The organism is Rhodovulum sp. DZ06, assembly GCF_050586345.1.
Classification (GTDB): Bacteria; Pseudomonadota; Alphaproteobacteria; order Rhodobacterales; family Rhodobacteraceae; genus JBOCEF01.
Genome location: NZ_JBOCEF010000003.1, coordinates 20,338 through 35,773 on the forward strand (window position 1 = coordinate 20,338; position 15,436 = coordinate 35,773).

At 74.1% G+C, this 15,436-nt stretch carries 11 protein-coding genes; 9 read left to right on the forward strand and 2 right to left on the reverse strand.

Annotated elements, in window-relative coordinates; all coding sequences use genetic code 11:
- Positions 1-67: 67 nt before the first annotated feature.
- From ACQ5SO_RS02170 to ACQ5SO_RS02185, 4 genes are all read left to right on the forward strand, one after another.
- Positions 68-1,135, forward strand: coding sequence for an ABC transporter substrate-binding protein (locus ACQ5SO_RS02170; protein WP_430939927.1), 1,068 nt, complete (start codon positions 68-70; stop codon positions 1,133-1,135).
- A gap of 16 nt (positions 1,136-1,151) precedes the next feature.
- Positions 1,152-2,057, forward strand: coding sequence for an ABC transporter permease (locus ACQ5SO_RS02175; RefSeq protein WP_430939928.1), 906 nt, complete (start codon positions 1,152-1,154; stop codon positions 2,055-2,057).
- A gap of 11 nt (positions 2,058-2,068) precedes the next feature.
- Positions 2,069-2,803: an ATP-binding cassette domain-containing protein gene (locus tag ACQ5SO_RS02180; RefSeq protein ID WP_430939929.1), complete on the forward strand. Its 735-nt coding sequence runs from the start codon at positions 2,069-2,071 to the stop codon at positions 2,801-2,803.
- 151 nt (positions 2,804-2,954) lie between these two features.
- On the forward strand, positions 2,955-3,761 hold the full coding sequence (locus ACQ5SO_RS02185; protein WP_430939930.1) for an SDR family NAD(P)-dependent oxidoreductase: 807 nt from the start codon (positions 2,955-2,957) through the stop codon (positions 3,759-3,761).
- Between the two features lie 46 nt (positions 3,762-3,807).
- Here ACQ5SO_RS02185 and ACQ5SO_RS02190 read toward each other — a convergent pair whose 3' ends face one another.
- Both ACQ5SO_RS02190 and ACQ5SO_RS02195 read right to left on the reverse strand, forming a co-directional pair.
- Positions 3,808-5,160, reverse strand: a complete 1,353-nt coding sequence (locus ACQ5SO_RS02190) for a replication-associated recombination protein A (protein WP_430939931.1) — start codon at positions 5,158-5,160, stop codon at positions 3,808-3,810.
- Positions 5,161-5,174: 14 nt separating this feature from the next.
- Positions 5,175-6,617 (reverse strand): trypsin-like peptidase domain-containing protein, encoded by a 1,443-nt coding sequence (locus tag ACQ5SO_RS02195; RefSeq protein ID WP_430939932.1) that lies wholly within the window; start codon positions 6,615-6,617, stop codon positions 5,175-5,177.
- A 522-nt stretch (positions 6,618-7,139) separates the two neighbouring features.
- On the opposite strand from ACQ5SO_RS02195, the gene ACQ5SO_RS02200 reads away from it, so the two are divergent.
- The 5 genes from ACQ5SO_RS02200 to ACQ5SO_RS02220 all read left to right on the forward strand — a co-directional run bounded on the left by ACQ5SO_RS02200 (position 7,140) and on the right by ACQ5SO_RS02220 (position 15,133).
- Positions 7,140-7,817 (forward strand): response regulator, encoded by a 678-nt coding sequence (locus tag ACQ5SO_RS02200; protein WP_430939933.1) that lies wholly within the window; start codon positions 7,140-7,142, stop codon positions 7,815-7,817.
- Between the two features lie 129 nt (positions 7,818-7,946).
- Positions 7,947-9,200: an FIST N-terminal domain-containing protein gene (locus ACQ5SO_RS02205; protein WP_430939934.1), complete on the forward strand. Its 1,254-nt coding sequence runs from the start codon at positions 7,947-7,949 to the stop codon at positions 9,198-9,200.
- On the forward strand, positions 9,200-11,431 hold the full coding sequence (locus tag ACQ5SO_RS02210; protein ID WP_430939935.1) for a PAS-domain containing protein: 2,232 nt from the start codon (positions 9,200-9,202) through the stop codon (positions 11,429-11,431). Before ACQ5SO_RS02205 ends, ACQ5SO_RS02210 begins: the two co-directional genes overlap by 1 nt.
- A gap of 294 nt (positions 11,432-11,725) precedes the next feature.
- Positions 11,726-13,372 (forward strand): AMP-binding protein, encoded by a 1,647-nt coding sequence (locus ACQ5SO_RS02215; RefSeq protein ID WP_430939936.1) that lies wholly within the window; start codon positions 11,726-11,728, stop codon positions 13,370-13,372.
- A gap of 78 nt (positions 13,373-13,450) precedes the next feature.
- Positions 13,451-15,133, forward strand: coding sequence for a methyl-accepting chemotaxis protein (locus tag ACQ5SO_RS02220; protein WP_430939937.1), 1,683 nt, complete (start codon positions 13,451-13,453; stop codon positions 15,131-15,133).
- Positions 15,134-15,436 lie beyond the last annotated feature (303 nt).

Consider the following 15,436-nt stretch of genomic DNA (forward strand, 5'->3'; position numbering starts at 1 on the left):
GGGTGGCGCGACTCAGCCCCCCGGCCATGCGCGAGGGGGGGCGCCGGTTCCTGGGAGGAGGCCGTCCATGCGCGTTGTCATCGCCGCCCTGCGCCGCGCCGCCGCGGCCTGCCTGTCGCTCTCGCTGCTCGCGTCCCCCGCCCTCGCGGCGGAGGAGATCGCGGGCGGCGCCCCCGTGCTGACCGTCGCCGCGCTGAAGGTCGGCACCGTGAACTGGGAGCTGTCGACCATCCGCGCCCGCGGTTTCGACCGCGCCAACGGCTTTGCGCTGAAGGTCGAGGGGATGGCCGGCGGTCCCGCCGCGCGCATCGCCTTCCAGGCGGGCGAGGCGGACGCGATGGTGGCCGACTGGATCTGGGTCGCCCGGCAGCGGGCGGCGGGCAAGGATTACGTGTTCCTGCCCTATTCGCGCGCCGTCGGGGCGCTGATGGTCCCCGCGGACGGCGCGAAGACGGTGGCGGAGCTTCGTGGCGGAGAGATCGGGATCGCGGGCGGGCCGCTGGACAAGTCCTGGCTGATCCTGCGGGCCTGGGCCGAGGCGGAGCATGGCGTGGACCTGGCGGCCGAGACGCGCCAGGTCTATGGCGCGCCGCCGCTGATCTTCCAGCAGGCCAAGGCGGGGCGCCTCTCGGGCGCGGTGAATTACTGGCACTGGGGCGCGAAGGCCGCGGCGGCGGGGATGCGCAAGCTGGCGACGGTCGAAGAGGCGGCGGCGGCGCTCGGTCTTTCGGCCGACACGCCGCTTCTGGGATACGTGTTCCACGGGGAGATGCTGCGCGAGCACCCCGCGCTGCTGGCCGCCTTCGCCCGCGCCTCGCGCGCCGCCAAGGGGCTGATGCTGGCCGATGACGCGGTGTGGGAGGGGCTGCGCGCGCAGATGCGCGCCGCCTCGGAGGCCGAGTTCGACGCGTTGCGCGCGGGCTGGCGCGCCGGGGCGCCGGGGGACGGCCCGGTGGACGAGGGGGCGGCGGACAGGATGCTGGCGCTGATGGCGCGCCTCGGCGGCGCGACGCTGGTCGGCGGCGCGGACCGGCTGCCCGCGGGGGTGTTCGTGGACGCCGGGGCGCTGAACGCGGCGGCGGCGGCCAGCGCCTCGGCGGACGCGGCGGCGGCCACGCCGAAGGTTCGGCGCTGAGCCGATGCACGGGGGAATGTCGCAGGAGCAGGAGCAGGAGCAGGCGCGCGCGGTGGAGACGGCGGAGGCCGCCCCCGGCGACGCCGCGCCCGCGGCGGGCGCCGGCGCGGGGGCGGCGGCCGAGGGCGCGCCCGTGGCGGCCGGGCCGGGCTGCCCGGTGCTCGCCGCCCTGAAGCCGCGGCGCGCGCATCTCGTGCCGGTCCTGTCGCTGGCGGCGATGATCCTGTGCTGGGCCGCCGCCGCCGCGCTGTCGGCGGACCCCGAGGTTCTGCCCGGCCCGGCCGCGGTGGCGGCGCTGGCGCGCGAGGAAGCGGCCTCCGGCGCGCTCTTCACCCATCTCTCGGCGACGCTGCTGCGGGTGGCGGCGGCCTTCGCGCTGGCGCTGTCGGTCGGCCTCGCCATCGGCATGGCGATGGGACGGCGCCCGCGGCTCGACGCCGCCGCCGACCCGTGGCTGGTGGTGGCGCTGAACCTGCCGGCGCTGGTGGTGATCGTGCTGTGCTACATCTGGATCGGGCTGACCGAGACGGCGGCGATCCTGGCCGTGGCGATCAACAAGATCCCCATGGTCGCCGCCATCGCCCGCGAGGGCGCGCGCACCTTCGACCCCGCGCTCGACGACATGGCCCGCATTCACCGCCTGTCCTGGTGGGCGCGGCTGCGGCACGTGGAGCTGCCGCAGATGGCCCCCCACGCCGCCGCCGCCGCCCGCTCGGGCCTCGCGCTGGTGTGGAAGATCGTGCTGGTGGTGGAACTGCTGGGCCGCCCCGACGGCGTGGGCTTCATGATCCACATGCATTTCCAGCTGTTCGATGTCGGCCGGGTGCTGGTCTATGCGCTCGCCTTCGTCGCGGTGATGCTGGCGATCGAGAAGGGCGCGATGCAGCCCTGGGAGCGGCGCGCGCGCCGGTGGCGGCAATGAGCGCGCCGGACATGAGCGCGCCGGACATGAGCGCGCCGGGCAGGGCCGGGGGCGCGGCGGCTGCGGGCGGCGCGGCCGCGGCGCTGGAGCTGGCGCTGGACGGGCTGTGGTTCGGCGATGCGCAGGTTCTCGGGCCGGTGCGGATCGCCGTGGCGCCGGGCGAGGTGCTGGCGGTGCTCGGCCCCTCGGGCGTCGGCAAGTCGACCCTGCTGCGGCTGGCGGCGGGGCTGCCGGTCGCGGCGCGGGTCGAGGGGCTGTCGGTGCGCCGCCCCGACCGCCTCGGCATGGCGTTCCAGGAGCCGACGCTGCTGCCCTGGCGCACCGCCGCGCAGAACATCGAGATCGCCACCGGCGCCGATCCCCTGCCGGCGCTGGCCGAGGTGGGGCTGGCGGACAAGGCGGGGCTGCACCCGGGGCGGCTCAGCCTCGGGCAGCGGCGGCGGCTGTCGCTGGCCCGCGCGCTGGCGAGCGCGCCGGATCTTCTGCTGCTGGACGAACCCTTCGCCTCGCTCGACGAGGGCGCGGCGGCCGAGATGGCGGCGCTGACCGCCTCCCTGTTGCACCGGCGCCCGGGCATGGCGGCGGTGCTGGTGACCCATGCGCCGCTGGAGGCCGCGGCGCTGGCGACGCGCGCGATCCGGCTGGGCGGCGCGCCCGCCGGGATCGCGGCGCAGGCGGCGGTGGCGCCCGGCGACGCGGCCGGGCTGCGCCGGGCGCTGGGGCTGGCGGCGGCGCCGGAGCGGTAGCCGGGGGCGGGGCGGCGCCCCGGCCCCCGTTGCGCCCCGGTCGCGCGCCCCGTCGCCCCCGTCGTGCAGGTCGCGCGGCGCGGCCCGCGCTTGCCTTCCGCCGCGCGCTCGGACAACCATCGCGCAAAATCGCCCGGGAGGAGCCCTTCACATGACCGACGCCGCCGCCGCGCCCGCCGCAGCCCCCCTCAACGCCCCCCTCACCGCCGTCGTGACCGGGGCCGCGCGCGGCATCGGCCTCGCCTCCGCCGCCACCTTCCTCGGCGAAGGCCGCCGCGTCGCCCTCGTGGACCGCGACGCGGACGCGCTGGCCGAGGCGGCGGCCGCCCTGCGCGCCCGGGGTTTCGACGGCGCGGTCCCGATCATCGCCGACGTCTCGGACCCCGCCCAGGTCGCGCGCATGACCGCCGAGGCGCTCGCCGCCCTCGGCCGCGTCGACGCGCTGGTCAACAACGCCGGCGTCGCCGATTTCGGCCCGATCGAGCAGACCGGGTTCGACCGCTGGCGCAGGGTGATGGAGACCAATCTCGACGGCGTGTTCCTGTGCACCCAGGCGATGACCCCGCACCTGAAGGCGGCCAAGGGCTGCATCGTCAACATCGCCTCGATCAGCGGCCTGCGCGCCTCGACCCTGCGGGTTGCCTACGGGACCTCCAAGGCCGCGGTGATCCAGCTGACCCAGCAGCAGGCGGTGGAGCTGGGCGAGTTCGGCATCCGCGCCAACTGCGTCGCCCCCGGCCCGGTGCGCACCAAGCTGGCGATGGCGGTGCACACGCAGGACATCATCGACGCCTATCACGACGCGATCCCGCTCAACCGCTATGGCTCCGAGCAGGAGCTGGCCAACGTCATCTGCTTCCTGTGCTCGGACAAGGCGAGCTACGTGACCGGCCAGACCCTCGCCGTCGACGGGGGCTTCGAGGCGACCGGCGTGGGCCTTCCGGCGCTGCGGAAATAAGAGGGGCCCGGGGGGGGACGCCGCCGTCCCCCCGGCCCGCGCCCGTTCAGCCCCCGCGCCGCTCGGCCCGCTTGCGCTCGAACCAGGCCACGCGCTTGGCGAGCTCCCGCTCGTGCCCCCGCTCGACGGGGGTGTAGAGCTTCACCTCCTCCAGCGTGTCGGGCCAGCAGTTCTGCCCCGACACGCCATCCTCGGCGTCGTGGTCATAGACATAGCCCGACCCGAAGCCCTGCTCCTTCATCATCTTCGTCGGCGCGTTGAGGATGTTCTTGGGCGGCGGGGCCGACCCCGTCTCCTTCGCCAGCCGCAGCGCCGCCTTCCAGGCCACGTAGGCGCTGTTGGACTTCGGGGCGAGGGCCAGCGCCGCGCAGGCCTGGGCCAGCGCCAGCTCCCCCTCGGGGGAGCCGAGCCGCTCATACGTCTCCCACGCATCGAGGCACTGGCGGTGCACGCCGGGGTCCGCCAGCCCGATGTCTTCCACCGCCATGCGGGTCATGCGGCGGGCGAGGTAGCGCGGGTCCTCGCCCGCCGCGATCATGCGTGCGAGCCAGTAGAGCGCCGCGTCCACGTCCGAGGCCCGCACCGACTTGTGCAGCGCCGAGATCAGCCCGTAATGCCCGTCGCCCGACTTGTCATAGACCGCGGCGCGGCGGGACACGCGCCGGGCCAGCGCCTCGCGCGTCAGCGGCGCGCCGCCGGCGGCGCCGTGGGCGAAGACCTCCTCGGCCATGTTCAGCAGCGCGCGGCCGTCGCCATCGGCCATCTCCACCAGCGCGGCGCGGGCCCCCTCGTCGAGGGCCAGCGCCTCGCCCTCCAGCGCCTCGGCCCGGGTCAGCAGCCGCTCCAGCGCCTCGGGCGAGAGGCGCGTCAGGGTCAGCACCTGCGCGCGGGACAGAAGCGCGGCGTTCAGCTCGAAGGACGGGTTCTCGGTGGTGGCGCCCACCAGGGTGATCGTCCCGTCCTCCATGTGCGGCAGGAACCCGTCCTGCTGGGCCTTGTTGAAGCGGTGGATCTCGTCCACGAAGAGCAGCGTGGCGCGGCCGGTCCCGCGGCGGGCGCGGGCGGCGTCGAACACCTTCCGAAGCTCGGCCACGCCGGAAAAGATCGCGCTGATCTGCACGAAGGACAGGTCCGCCGCCTCGGCCAGCAGGCGCGCGATGGTGGTCTTGCCCACCCCCGGCGGGCCCCAGAGCACCAGCGAGGGCATCCGGCGCGCGGCGATCATCTCCGCCAGCGGGCCGCCGGGGCCGAGGATGCCCTCCTGCCCGATCACCTCCGACAGGTCCCGCGGCCGCAGCCGGTCGGCCAGCGGGCGCGGGCCCTCGGGCGCCTTCGGGGGCGGGGCCGCCTCGGGCGCGGCGGGCCGGGGCGGGTCGAACCCGTCGAAAAGGTCGGCCATCTCGGGCCCTTTCGTCAGCCGCGGAAGCGCAGCGCGCCGCGGCGGCCGTCGCGTTCGATCTCGACCTCCCAGCGGCTGCGGCGCTCGTCGGCGATGCGGTCGAGGGTGCGGGTGCTGTCCACCGCGCGCCCGTCGACCTTGCGGATGATGTCGCCGGGGCGCCAGCCGTTGCGGCGGCCCATCGGCCCGGCCTCGAGCACCACCACGCCCTCGGCGTCCTCGGGGGCGCCGACGCGGCCCGCCAGCGCCGGGGACAGGTTCCCGACCGCGAGGTCCATGAAGGGCGAGCGGCCGCGGATCCGGCGGATGTCGGCGGGCGGGTCCTCGGGGGCGGGGAACAGGGCGACCCGGGCCGACCCGGCCTCGCGGCCGCGCAGGTAGTCGACCGTGGCCTTCGCGCCGACGCCGCGGGCGGCGAGGCGGAAGTCGAGCTCCTGCGGGCTGGCGACGGGGCGTCCGTCCACCGCCACCACCACGTCGCCGCGCCTGAGCCCCGCGGCGGCGAAGGGCGAGAGGCGGTGCAGGCCGCGCAGCAGCACGCCTTCCGGGCGCTCGAGGCCCATCGCCTCGGCCAGCTCTCCGGTCACGGTCTGGGCGGCGACGCCGGACCAGGGGCGGGCGAGCTCGGAGCGCCCGGCCTCGGCCTGCGCCACCACCTGGGCCACGAGGTTGGCGGGCACCGCGAAGCCGATGCCGTTGGAGCCGCCCGAGCGGGTGAGGATCGAGGTGTTCACGCCCGCGAGCCGCCCCTCCATGTCCACCAGCGCGCCGCCCGAATTGCCGGGGTTGATGGCCGCGTCGGTCTGGATGAAGTACCCGTCGCCGCGCCCCCCCGCGCCGCCCGAACGCGCCAGGCCCGAGACGATGCCCGAGGTGACCGTCTGGCCCACCCCGAACGGGTTGCCGATGGCGAGCACGAGGTCCCCGACCTCCAGCTCGTCGCTGTCGAGAAGTTCGAGCGCGGGCAGGTCCGCGGCGTCGGCGAGGCGCAGGACGGCGAGGTCGCTGTCCTCGTCCGACAGCACCAGCTCGGCCTCGTATTCGCGCCGGTCGGCGAGGACCACGCGGATTTCCTCGGCGCCGCCGACCACGTGGTGGTTCGACACCACCAGCCCGTCCGGGGACACGATGACGCCCGAGCCGAGCGCGTTCTCCATCCGGCGCGAGGGCGGGGCGAAGCGCTGGAAGAACCGCTCGAAGAACGGGTCGCCCATGAAGGGCGAGCGGGCGCGCTCCACCGATTTGCGCGCGTAGATGTTGACCACCGCCGGGGCGGCCTTCTTCACGACCGGCGCGAAGGAGAGCGAGATCTCGGCCCGGTTCTGCGGGACCTGCCGGGTCTCGGCGGCGACGGGCGCGGCGCCGAGGGCGAGGACGGGCAGGGCGAGGGCGGCGGCGGCCAGCGCCGCGGCGGCGCGGCGGGAACGGGAGGGGCGGGCGGGGATCGCGTGCTGCATCTCGGCCTCCTCGGGGTCTGGGCTGCGGCGGCGGGCGGGCCGCGGGCGCGCCCGCTTCGTGCCGCGCGCGCGCCAGGTGCGCGGCAAGCGCGGCGGCGGGGCGACGGCGCCGCGACGGCGCGACGACTCGGGGCCCAAGATATGCCCGCCGGGGCCGCGCGCAAGGCTTGGCCGGGCGCACGGCCCGGCGGGGGCCCGCGCGCGGGGGCGCGCGCCAGGGAAAGGGCGGGCCGGGGCGCCGGGGCGCGGCGCTTCAAGGGGCGGCGGCCATGGCCGGGCAGGGACTTTGGTGCTAAGGCGCTGGCGACGTCGGTCGGGTATGGTCTGCCCATGCTCCGGCCCCCCCGCCGCCACGCGGGACGGGCCCCTGCCGCGCGGCGCGCGCGTCGGCGGGCGGAGCGCGGACCCCGGCGCGGGTCCCGGGCGGCGCGTCCGCCCGCGGCGCGCCCGGCGAAGCAGGGGCGGATAAAGATGCAGATTGGACACGGGGCGCAGGCCGCGCCCGGGCGGAGGATCGGATCGATGGGCGCAGCGCAGGTCGGAAGCGTGAACGCGGTGATGGTGATCGACGATCACCCGCTCTTCTGCGAAGCCTTGACCATGACGCTGCGCGCCGCCTTCGGCGCCGGCGCGGTGGAGGCCGCCAACTCGCTCTCCGAAGCGTCGCGGCGGCTCGAGGCCGGGGCGGCGCCGGACCTGATCCTGCTCGACCTCAACCTTCCGGACGTCTCGGGCGTCGACGGGCTGATCCGCCTGCGCGCCGCGACCCGCGCGCCGGTGGTGGTGGTCTCGTCCCTCGCCGACGACCGGATCATCGCCTCCGCGCTCAAGGCCGGCGCCTCGGGCTTCATCCCCAAGGACAGCCCGCGCGACGTGATCGTCGGCGCGGTGCGCACGGTGCTGGCGGGCCAGACCTGGACGCCCGAAGGGTTCATCGAGGGCGGCGGCGCCGACCCGGACGACCCGCTGACCCGCCTGAGGGAGCTGACCCCGCAGCAGATGCGGATCCTGCAGCTGGTCTGCGCGGGCAAGCTGAACAAGCAGATCGCCTGGGATCTCGGCATCGCCGAGACGACCGTGAAGGCGCATATCTCCGCCATCCTGCGCAAGCTGGGGGTGCAGTCGCGCACCCAGGCGGTGCTGATCGCGCAGCAGGTCTCGTTCCAGTCGATCTTGCACAGCGACGGCGCGTCGCAATAACGTCGTTTCCGCGCAGCGCCTGCGCCGTCCGGGAGGGGCGGCGGCGCCGGCGTGCGGATGCGGCGCGCACAGGAGGGGGCCGGCCCCTGCCTTGCGCGAAGGACCATGGGGCCGGAAGCAGGGGGAGGAATGCAGAGGGTGGACGCCACGGCGCCCGGCGGCAGGCCCGCGCGATCCAGCGTGGGGGAGCCGCCGCTCGGCAAGCATGTGCGGCAGGCCTGGACCGCGGCGGCGGACCCGGAGGCGGCGACGCGCGACCTTGCGCGCGGCCTCGGGGACGGGCCCTTCGCGCTGATCCTGCTCTTCGTCTCGCCCGACCGGGACCGCGCCGCGCTGAGCGCCGCGCTGGAGGCGACGCCGGTCTTCGCCGCGGGCCCCGTCATCGGCTGCACCACCGCCGGAGAGATCACCTCGCAGGGCTATGACGAGGGCTGCATCGTCGCCGTCGGCCTGCCCGCCGCCGATTTCAGCGCCGCCGTCGCCTTCGTCCCGGATCTCGAGAGCTACCAGCTCGACCGCGGGCGCGAGCTGGTGCAGCGGCTGCGCATGGACCTCGCCGCCGCGCCCGCCGCCTTCGACAACGAATTCGCCGTGTTGATGGCCGACGGGCTGTCGCTGCGCGAGGACGCGCTGGTCGCCTCGCTCGGCCCCTCGCTGGGGGCGACGCAGCTGATCGGCGGCTCGGCAGCCGACGCGCTCGACTTCTCGCAGACCGCGGTGCTGCATGACGGGCGCTTCCACGGCGACGCCGCGGTGCTGGCGCTGGTGCGCACGCGGATGCGGGTCGAGGTGTTCCGCTTCGACAACTACACCCCGACCGAGCGGCGCATGGTGGTCACCGCCGCCGATCCCGAGCAGCGCCTGGTGTCCGAGATCAACGCCGAGCCGGCGGCGCGCGAATACGCCCGCCTCGTGGGCAAGGACCCCGAGCAGCTCTCCCCCCTCACCTTCGCCGCGCACCCGGTGGTGGTGCGCGTGGGCGGGCAGCACCACGTGCGCTCCATCCAGCGGATCGAGGAAACCGGCGAGCTGCGCTTCTTCTCGGCGATCGACGAGGGGCTGGTGCTGACCGTGGCCGATGCGCTCGACATCGCCGAGCACCTGGACGAGGCGCTCTCGGCCTTGAACGAGGCCGGGGCGCCGGACGCGATCCTCGGCTTCGACTGCGCCCTGCGCCGGATCGAGGTGGAGCAGAGCCAGCTTGCGGGCCGGGTGTCGGAGATCCTCTCCCGCCACGGCGTGGTCGGCTTCAACACCTTCGGCGAGCAGCACAACATGCTGCACGTCAACCAGACGTTCACCGGCGTTGCGCTCTACCCTCCGGCATGCGGCGCCGAGGCCGGGCCCGACTCGGGGCCCGGGGCGGGAGAGGACGACGGCTGATGGACCTGTCGCTGATCGACCCCAATGACCTGCCCGAGCGGCAGAACGAGAAGCTGCGCAAGATCGTGGCCGCCCTGATGAACCGGGTGGAGCGGGACACGAACGAAACCGGCGCGGCCTACGGGCTGTTCCAGACCGCCGTGGCGCTGGAGGCGAAGGTGCGCGCGCGCACCAACGACCTGCAGGAGACGATGACCGCGCTCGAGGCCGCCAATGCGCGACTCGCCGGCGCGAAGGCCGAGGCGGAGGCGGCGCGGGCGGCCCTGCACAACGCGCTCGAGGCGCTGCAGGAAGGCTTCGCGCTGTTCTCGGCCGACGAGACGCTGGTGATGTGCAACAGCCGCTTCGGCTATGTCACCCATGACATCCGCGACCGGATCAAGCCGGGGATCAGCTTCGAGGATTACGTCGACATCCTCTCGCGCTCCGAGGTGCTGGCGCTCTATCCCGGCAGCTCCCCCGAGGACTGGAAGGCCTGGCGGATGCGCGCCCACCGCGGGGCCCGCGGGCAGTTCGTGGTGCGGCTGGTCGAGGACCGCTGGATCCAGGTGAGCGAGCAGCGCACCCCCGACGGCGGCTACGCGATCATCCAGACCGACATCACCGAGCTGGTCCGCGCCGAGCGGCTGGAGCGCGAAAAGCAGCTCGACGACCAGGCGCGGCTGGTGCGCGCCACGCTCGACCACATCATCCAGGGCATCGCCATCTTCGACGCCGACGCCAAGCTGGCGGGCTGGAACGCGCGGTTGCAGGAGTTGATGAGCCTGCCCGTGACCCTGCTGCGCCGGGGCGTCAGCTTCGAGGCGCTGGCCGGGCACCTGACCCGCCGCGGGCTGGTCGAGGAAGGGGCGCAGGCCCGCCCGCTGCTGGCCTGGGTGGCGCGCACCGGGCACCGCCCGCCGCTGTCGCTGGTGCTCGACCGCGTGGGGGGCGTGACGCTGGACGTCCATTGCCGCCAGACGCCGGACGGGGGCTTCGTGATCTCCTTCACCGACGTCACCGCGGTCCGGGAGGCGGTCTCGAAGCTGCGCGAGCTGAACGAGACGCTGGAGCACCGGGTGCTGAGCCGCACCGAGGAATTGCAGGCCGCGCGGGACGAGGCCGAGCAGGCCAACGCCTCCAAGACCCGGTTCCTCGCCGCCGCGTCGCACGACCTTCTGCAGCCTCTGAACGCCGCCAAGCTGTTCCTCGCCTCGCTGGCCGAGACCGAGATGGGCGAGGAGCAGGCGCGCATCGTCGGGCGGCTTCAGAACAGCTTCGATTCGGTGGAGGCGCTGCTGGGCGCGCTGCTCGACATCTCCAAGCTCGACGGCGCCTCGGCCGAGCCGCGGATCGCCGAGTTCCCGCTGCGCCGCCTGCTGGCCCCGATCCGCGAGGAATTCACCGCCATCGCCGCGCAGAAGGGGCTGCAGTTCCACGTCGTCGACAGCTCGCTCTGGGTGCGCTCGGACCCGTTCTACCTGCGGCGCATCCTGCAGAACCTCGCCTCCAACGCCGTGCGCTACACCCGCTCGGGCAAGGTGCTGATCGGGGCGCGGCCGCGGGGCGGGATGGTGCGGCTCGAGGTGCTGGACACCGGGCCGGGCATCCCCGCGGACCGGGCGCGGGACATCTTCCAGGAGTTCCAGCGCCTCGAGGATCCCGAGGGCGGGATGGGCTCGGGCGACCAGCCGGGGATGGGGCTGGGCCTCGCGATCGTGGACCGGGCGTGCCGGCTGCTGGACCACCCGCTGAACCTGCGCTCGGCGGTCGGGCAGGGCTCGTGCTTCTCGGTCGAGGCGCCGCGGGCGGTCCCGAGCGAGCTGGCGGCCGCCGCCCTGCCGCCGCGCCCGGCGCCGCGGCCGGCGCCGACCGAGGACCTGTCGGAGCTGATCGCGCTGGTGGTGGAGAACGAGGTCGAGGTGCGGCAGGGGATGCTGTCGCTGCTGGAGAACTGGGGCGCGAGCGCGGTGGACGCCGCCTCCGAGGCCGAGGCGTTCCGGCGGGTCGAGGAACTGGGCGTGTCGCCGGACGTGATCCTGGCGGATTGCCATCTCGACCATGGCGAGGACGGGCTGGAAGTGGTGCGCAAGCTGCGCGCCCGCTACGGCGATCTTCCGGCGATCCTGATCACCGCCGACCGGTCCGAGACGCTGGCCCGGCGGGCGGTGGCGGCGCGGGTGGACATGCTGACCAAGCCCGTGCCCGCGGCGCAGCTGCGGACCATGCTGGGGATGCTCAAGCGCGGCTGACAGGCCGCGGAGAGGGCGCCCCCGCGAGGGGCGCCGCGCATCGGGCCGCGCGCCCGTGGCGGGCCTGGCGCCCGCGCGGCGGCGGCTGGCGGGGCGCGGGTTGCGGGCGTCCCCGGAAGGTCCCCGGCGCCCCCACGGAGCCTCTGGGCGCAAGAAACCCATAACCCTTCCGCGCTAGCCCTGTCGGGCGCGCCGCCGCGGGCAGGCAAGGCCCCTTGCGACTCCCGCTTCCCTTGGCGATGCTGCGTGCAAAACGGCGTTTCAAAACACGCCGGGGATCCGGGAGGGAACCGCATGACCGACATTCTCGACAGCCGCGGCATGACCACGCGCGAGGCTCTGGGCGCCGCCGCCGACCGCTGGCCCGACGCGCCGCTCTTCATCTCGCCGCCCGAGGAGGGGCGCCCCTGGGACCCCGAGGGGCGCGAGGTCACATATGACCGGATGCGGGCCGAGGCCGACCGCCTCGCCGCCGCCCTCCACATCGCCGGCTACGGGCCGGGTCACCGCATCGCGCTCGACCTCGAGAACCGGGCCGAGCACATGATCTGGAAGTTCGCCGCCAACTCGATCGGCGTCTCGGTGGTGCCGGTGAACCCCGAGCTGCGCGCCGCCGAACTGGCCTATATCCTGTCGGACAGCGCGCCGCGCCTCGCCGTCGTCGCGCCGAACCGCGCCCGCGCCTTCGCCGAGGCGAATTTCGAGCAGCGCAAGACCTCCCGCCGCCATATCCAGACCCTGCGCCTCGACGAGATCGACCCGGGCGCGCCGATCCCCGGGCCGGGAGTCGCCGCCGCCTCGCGCGCCGTGTCGCCCGCGGAAGAGGCGTCGCTGATCTACACCTCCGGCACCACCGGCAAGCCCAAGGGCTGCATGCTGTCCCAGGGCTACGAGCTGGAGATCGGCCGCTGGTACGCGGTGACCGAGGGCATCCTCGACTTCCAGCCGGGCGACCGGCTCTACAACCCGCTGCCGCTGTTCCACGTCAACGCCATGCTGCTCAGCTTCTTCGGCATGATGCACATGGGCGGCGCGCAGGTGCAGCCCGCCCGCTTCTCGCGCGCCGCGTGGTGGAAGGACATCCGCGCCTGCAAGGCGACCGTGGCGCATTACCTCGGGGTCGTGATCCCGGTGCTGATGGCCGGGGAGCCGGACGCGGACGAGCGCGATCACGGCCTGCGGGTGATGATGGGCGCGGGCGTGGAGCCGAGCCTGCACGGCCCGGCGCAGGAGCGGTTCGGCGTGCCGCTGGTCGAGGGCTGGGGCATGACCGAGATGTGCCGCGCGCTGACCGCCGACAGCGAGCCGCGGATGATCGACACCCGCGCCATCGGCCGCCCGCGCCCGGGGCTCGAGGTGCAGGTCTGGGACGAGGAGAACCGCGAGGTCCCGCGCGGAACGCCGGGAGAGATGGTGCTGCGCAGCCCGGGCGAGAACCCGCGGGCGGGCTTCTTCTCGGGCTATCTCAACCGCGAGGCGGAGACCGAGGAGGCCTGGTCGGGCGGCTGGTTCCACACCGGCGACACGGTGATGATGGACGAGACCGACATGGTCTTCTTCGTCGACCGCAAGAAGAACATCATCCGCCGCTCGGGCGAGAACATCGCCGCCGCCGAGGTCGAGGCCTGCCTGCTGGAGCATCCCGCGGTCGCCACCGTCGCGGTGCTGGCGGTGGAGGACCCGATCCGCGACGAGGAGGTGATGGCCTGCGTCACCGTGAAGGGCGGCGCGGCCCGCGACGCGGCCCTGGCCGAGGCGCTCTTCGCCCATGTCTTCGCCCGGCTCGCCTATTACAAGGCCCCGGGATGGCTGCGCTTTTTCGATGACCTGCCGGTGACGGGCACGCAGAAGATCCAGAAGCACGCGCTGTTCGCGGAAGGCGAGTCCCCGACCGACGGGGCCTTCGATTTCCGCGACCGAAAGAAGCGCGGCGCGGCCTGACGGGGCGCGGGGCGGGAGGGGTAACCGGCTCTCAATCCTTTCGGTCTACCCAAGGCGGCGGACCACAAGGAGCATGCGATGTTCGGACTCTTCCGCTCGGCGCCGACGGCGTCGACCGATCCGCTGCGCGCCGCGATCGACGAAAGCTGGGCGCGGATAGAATTCAAGCCGGACGGCACGATCGTCGATGCGAACGCGCTGTTCGAGAAGGCCAGCGGCTATGCGCGGGATGAGCTGATCGGCCAGCATCATCGCATGCTCTGCCATCCCGAGGTGGCGAAAAGCGATTTCTACGTCAAGCTCTGGAGCGGGCTGGCGGCGGGCGAGCCGACGTCCGGCCGGTTCCGGCGGCGCAACAAGGCGGGGGAGGAGCTGTTCCTGCGGGCCTCCTACATGCCGGTGCGCGACGCGGCGGGGAAGGTCGAGAAGATCGTGAAGATCGCCGTCGACGCCACCGCCGACGCGGTGGGCGAACGCGACGCGCGGGGCAAGATCGAGGCCGCCTCGCGGGCGCAGGCCTGCATCGAGTTCGACACCGCCGGGACCATCCTCGACGCCAACCAGAACTTCCTCGACGCCACCGGTTACAGGCTGGAGGAGATCAAGGGCCGCCATCACAGCATCTTCATGGCGGCGGGCGAGGACAAGACGCCCGAGTACCGCGCGTTCTGGGAGCGGCTGGGGAAGGGCGAGTTCGTCCAGGACGAGTTCCGGCGCAAGCGCAAGGACGGCTCGGACCTGTGGATCAGCGCCTCCTACAACCCCGTCAAGGATCGCTACGGCAAGGTTCTGCGGGTGGTGAAATACGCCACCGACATCACCGCCCGGATGCAGTCGGTCGAACAGCTCTCCCAGGCGCTGGAGCGGATGGCCGAGGGGCGGCTCGACTTCACGATGGACGAGCCGCTGGAGGACGCCTACGAGCCGCTGCGGGCCAATGTGAACCGGCTGATCGGCGTTTATGCCGACACGGTGGACCGGGTGAACGCGGCGATGGCGACGCTGCGCGGAAGTTCGAGCCGGATCTCCGAAAGCTCGGTCGACCTGTCGGCGCGGGCCGAGCGGCAGGCCGCCACGCTCGAGGAGATCGCGGCGACGATCGAGGAGCTGTCGGGGACGATCTCGACCACCGCCGACAACTCGCGCCGGGGCGCCGAGACCGCCGAGGGCGCCGCGCACCGGACCCGCGAGGGGCAGGAGGTGATCGAGAGCGCCACCGCCGCGGTCCGCACGATCGAGGAATCGAGCCGCAAGATCAACGAGATCAACAGCGTGATCGAGAGCATCGCGTTCCAGACCAACCTGCTGGCGCTGAACGCGGCCGTGGAGGCCGCGCGGGCGGGCGAGGCCGGCAAGGGCTTCGCCGTGGTCGCGGCCGAGGTGCGCACGCTGGCGCAGCGGTCCTCGGACGCGGCCTCGGACACCGCGCAGCTGATCAAGGAGAGCGCCGAGAACGTGGAGAAGGGCGCCCAGATGATGGACGCCGCGGTGGAGGTGTTCGGAGACATCCGCAAGCGGGTGGACGAGCTGGCCAAGGGCATCCGCGACATCGAGACGGCGAACCGGGAGCAGTCGGAGGGCGTGAACGAGATCAACGCCGCGGTGGCGGATCTCGATGACAACACCCAGGGCAACGCCCATGCCTCGAGCGAGAACGCCGCCGTCGCGCGGTCGCTGGACGAGGAGCTGTCGGACCTGGCGCAGATGCTGGCCTTCTTCCGGATGAAGGAGGAGGCGCGGCGCAGGTCCGAAGCCGCCTGAGCCGGCGGCGCGCGGCGCCATCCGTCGGGCGCGGGGGCGACGCGGGCGGCGCTGGGGGCGCGGTCCCGCGCTGATCTTGAGCGACCGCGGCATGATGGCCGGGGGGGACCCGGCGCCCCGGTGATCCTCTGAGATGGGCCATTGATGGCGAGGGACTGATGGCGAGGGACGGCCGCCTCGGGGGGGGGCGAGCCCCCGCCCGTCGGCCGCGCCGCGCGTCCGGCGCTGCGCGAAGCGGCGACCCATCCGCCCGCGCGGCCCGGAGGGGTTGCGCCTGAAGCCGAAGGCGGGCAGCCGCCGTCA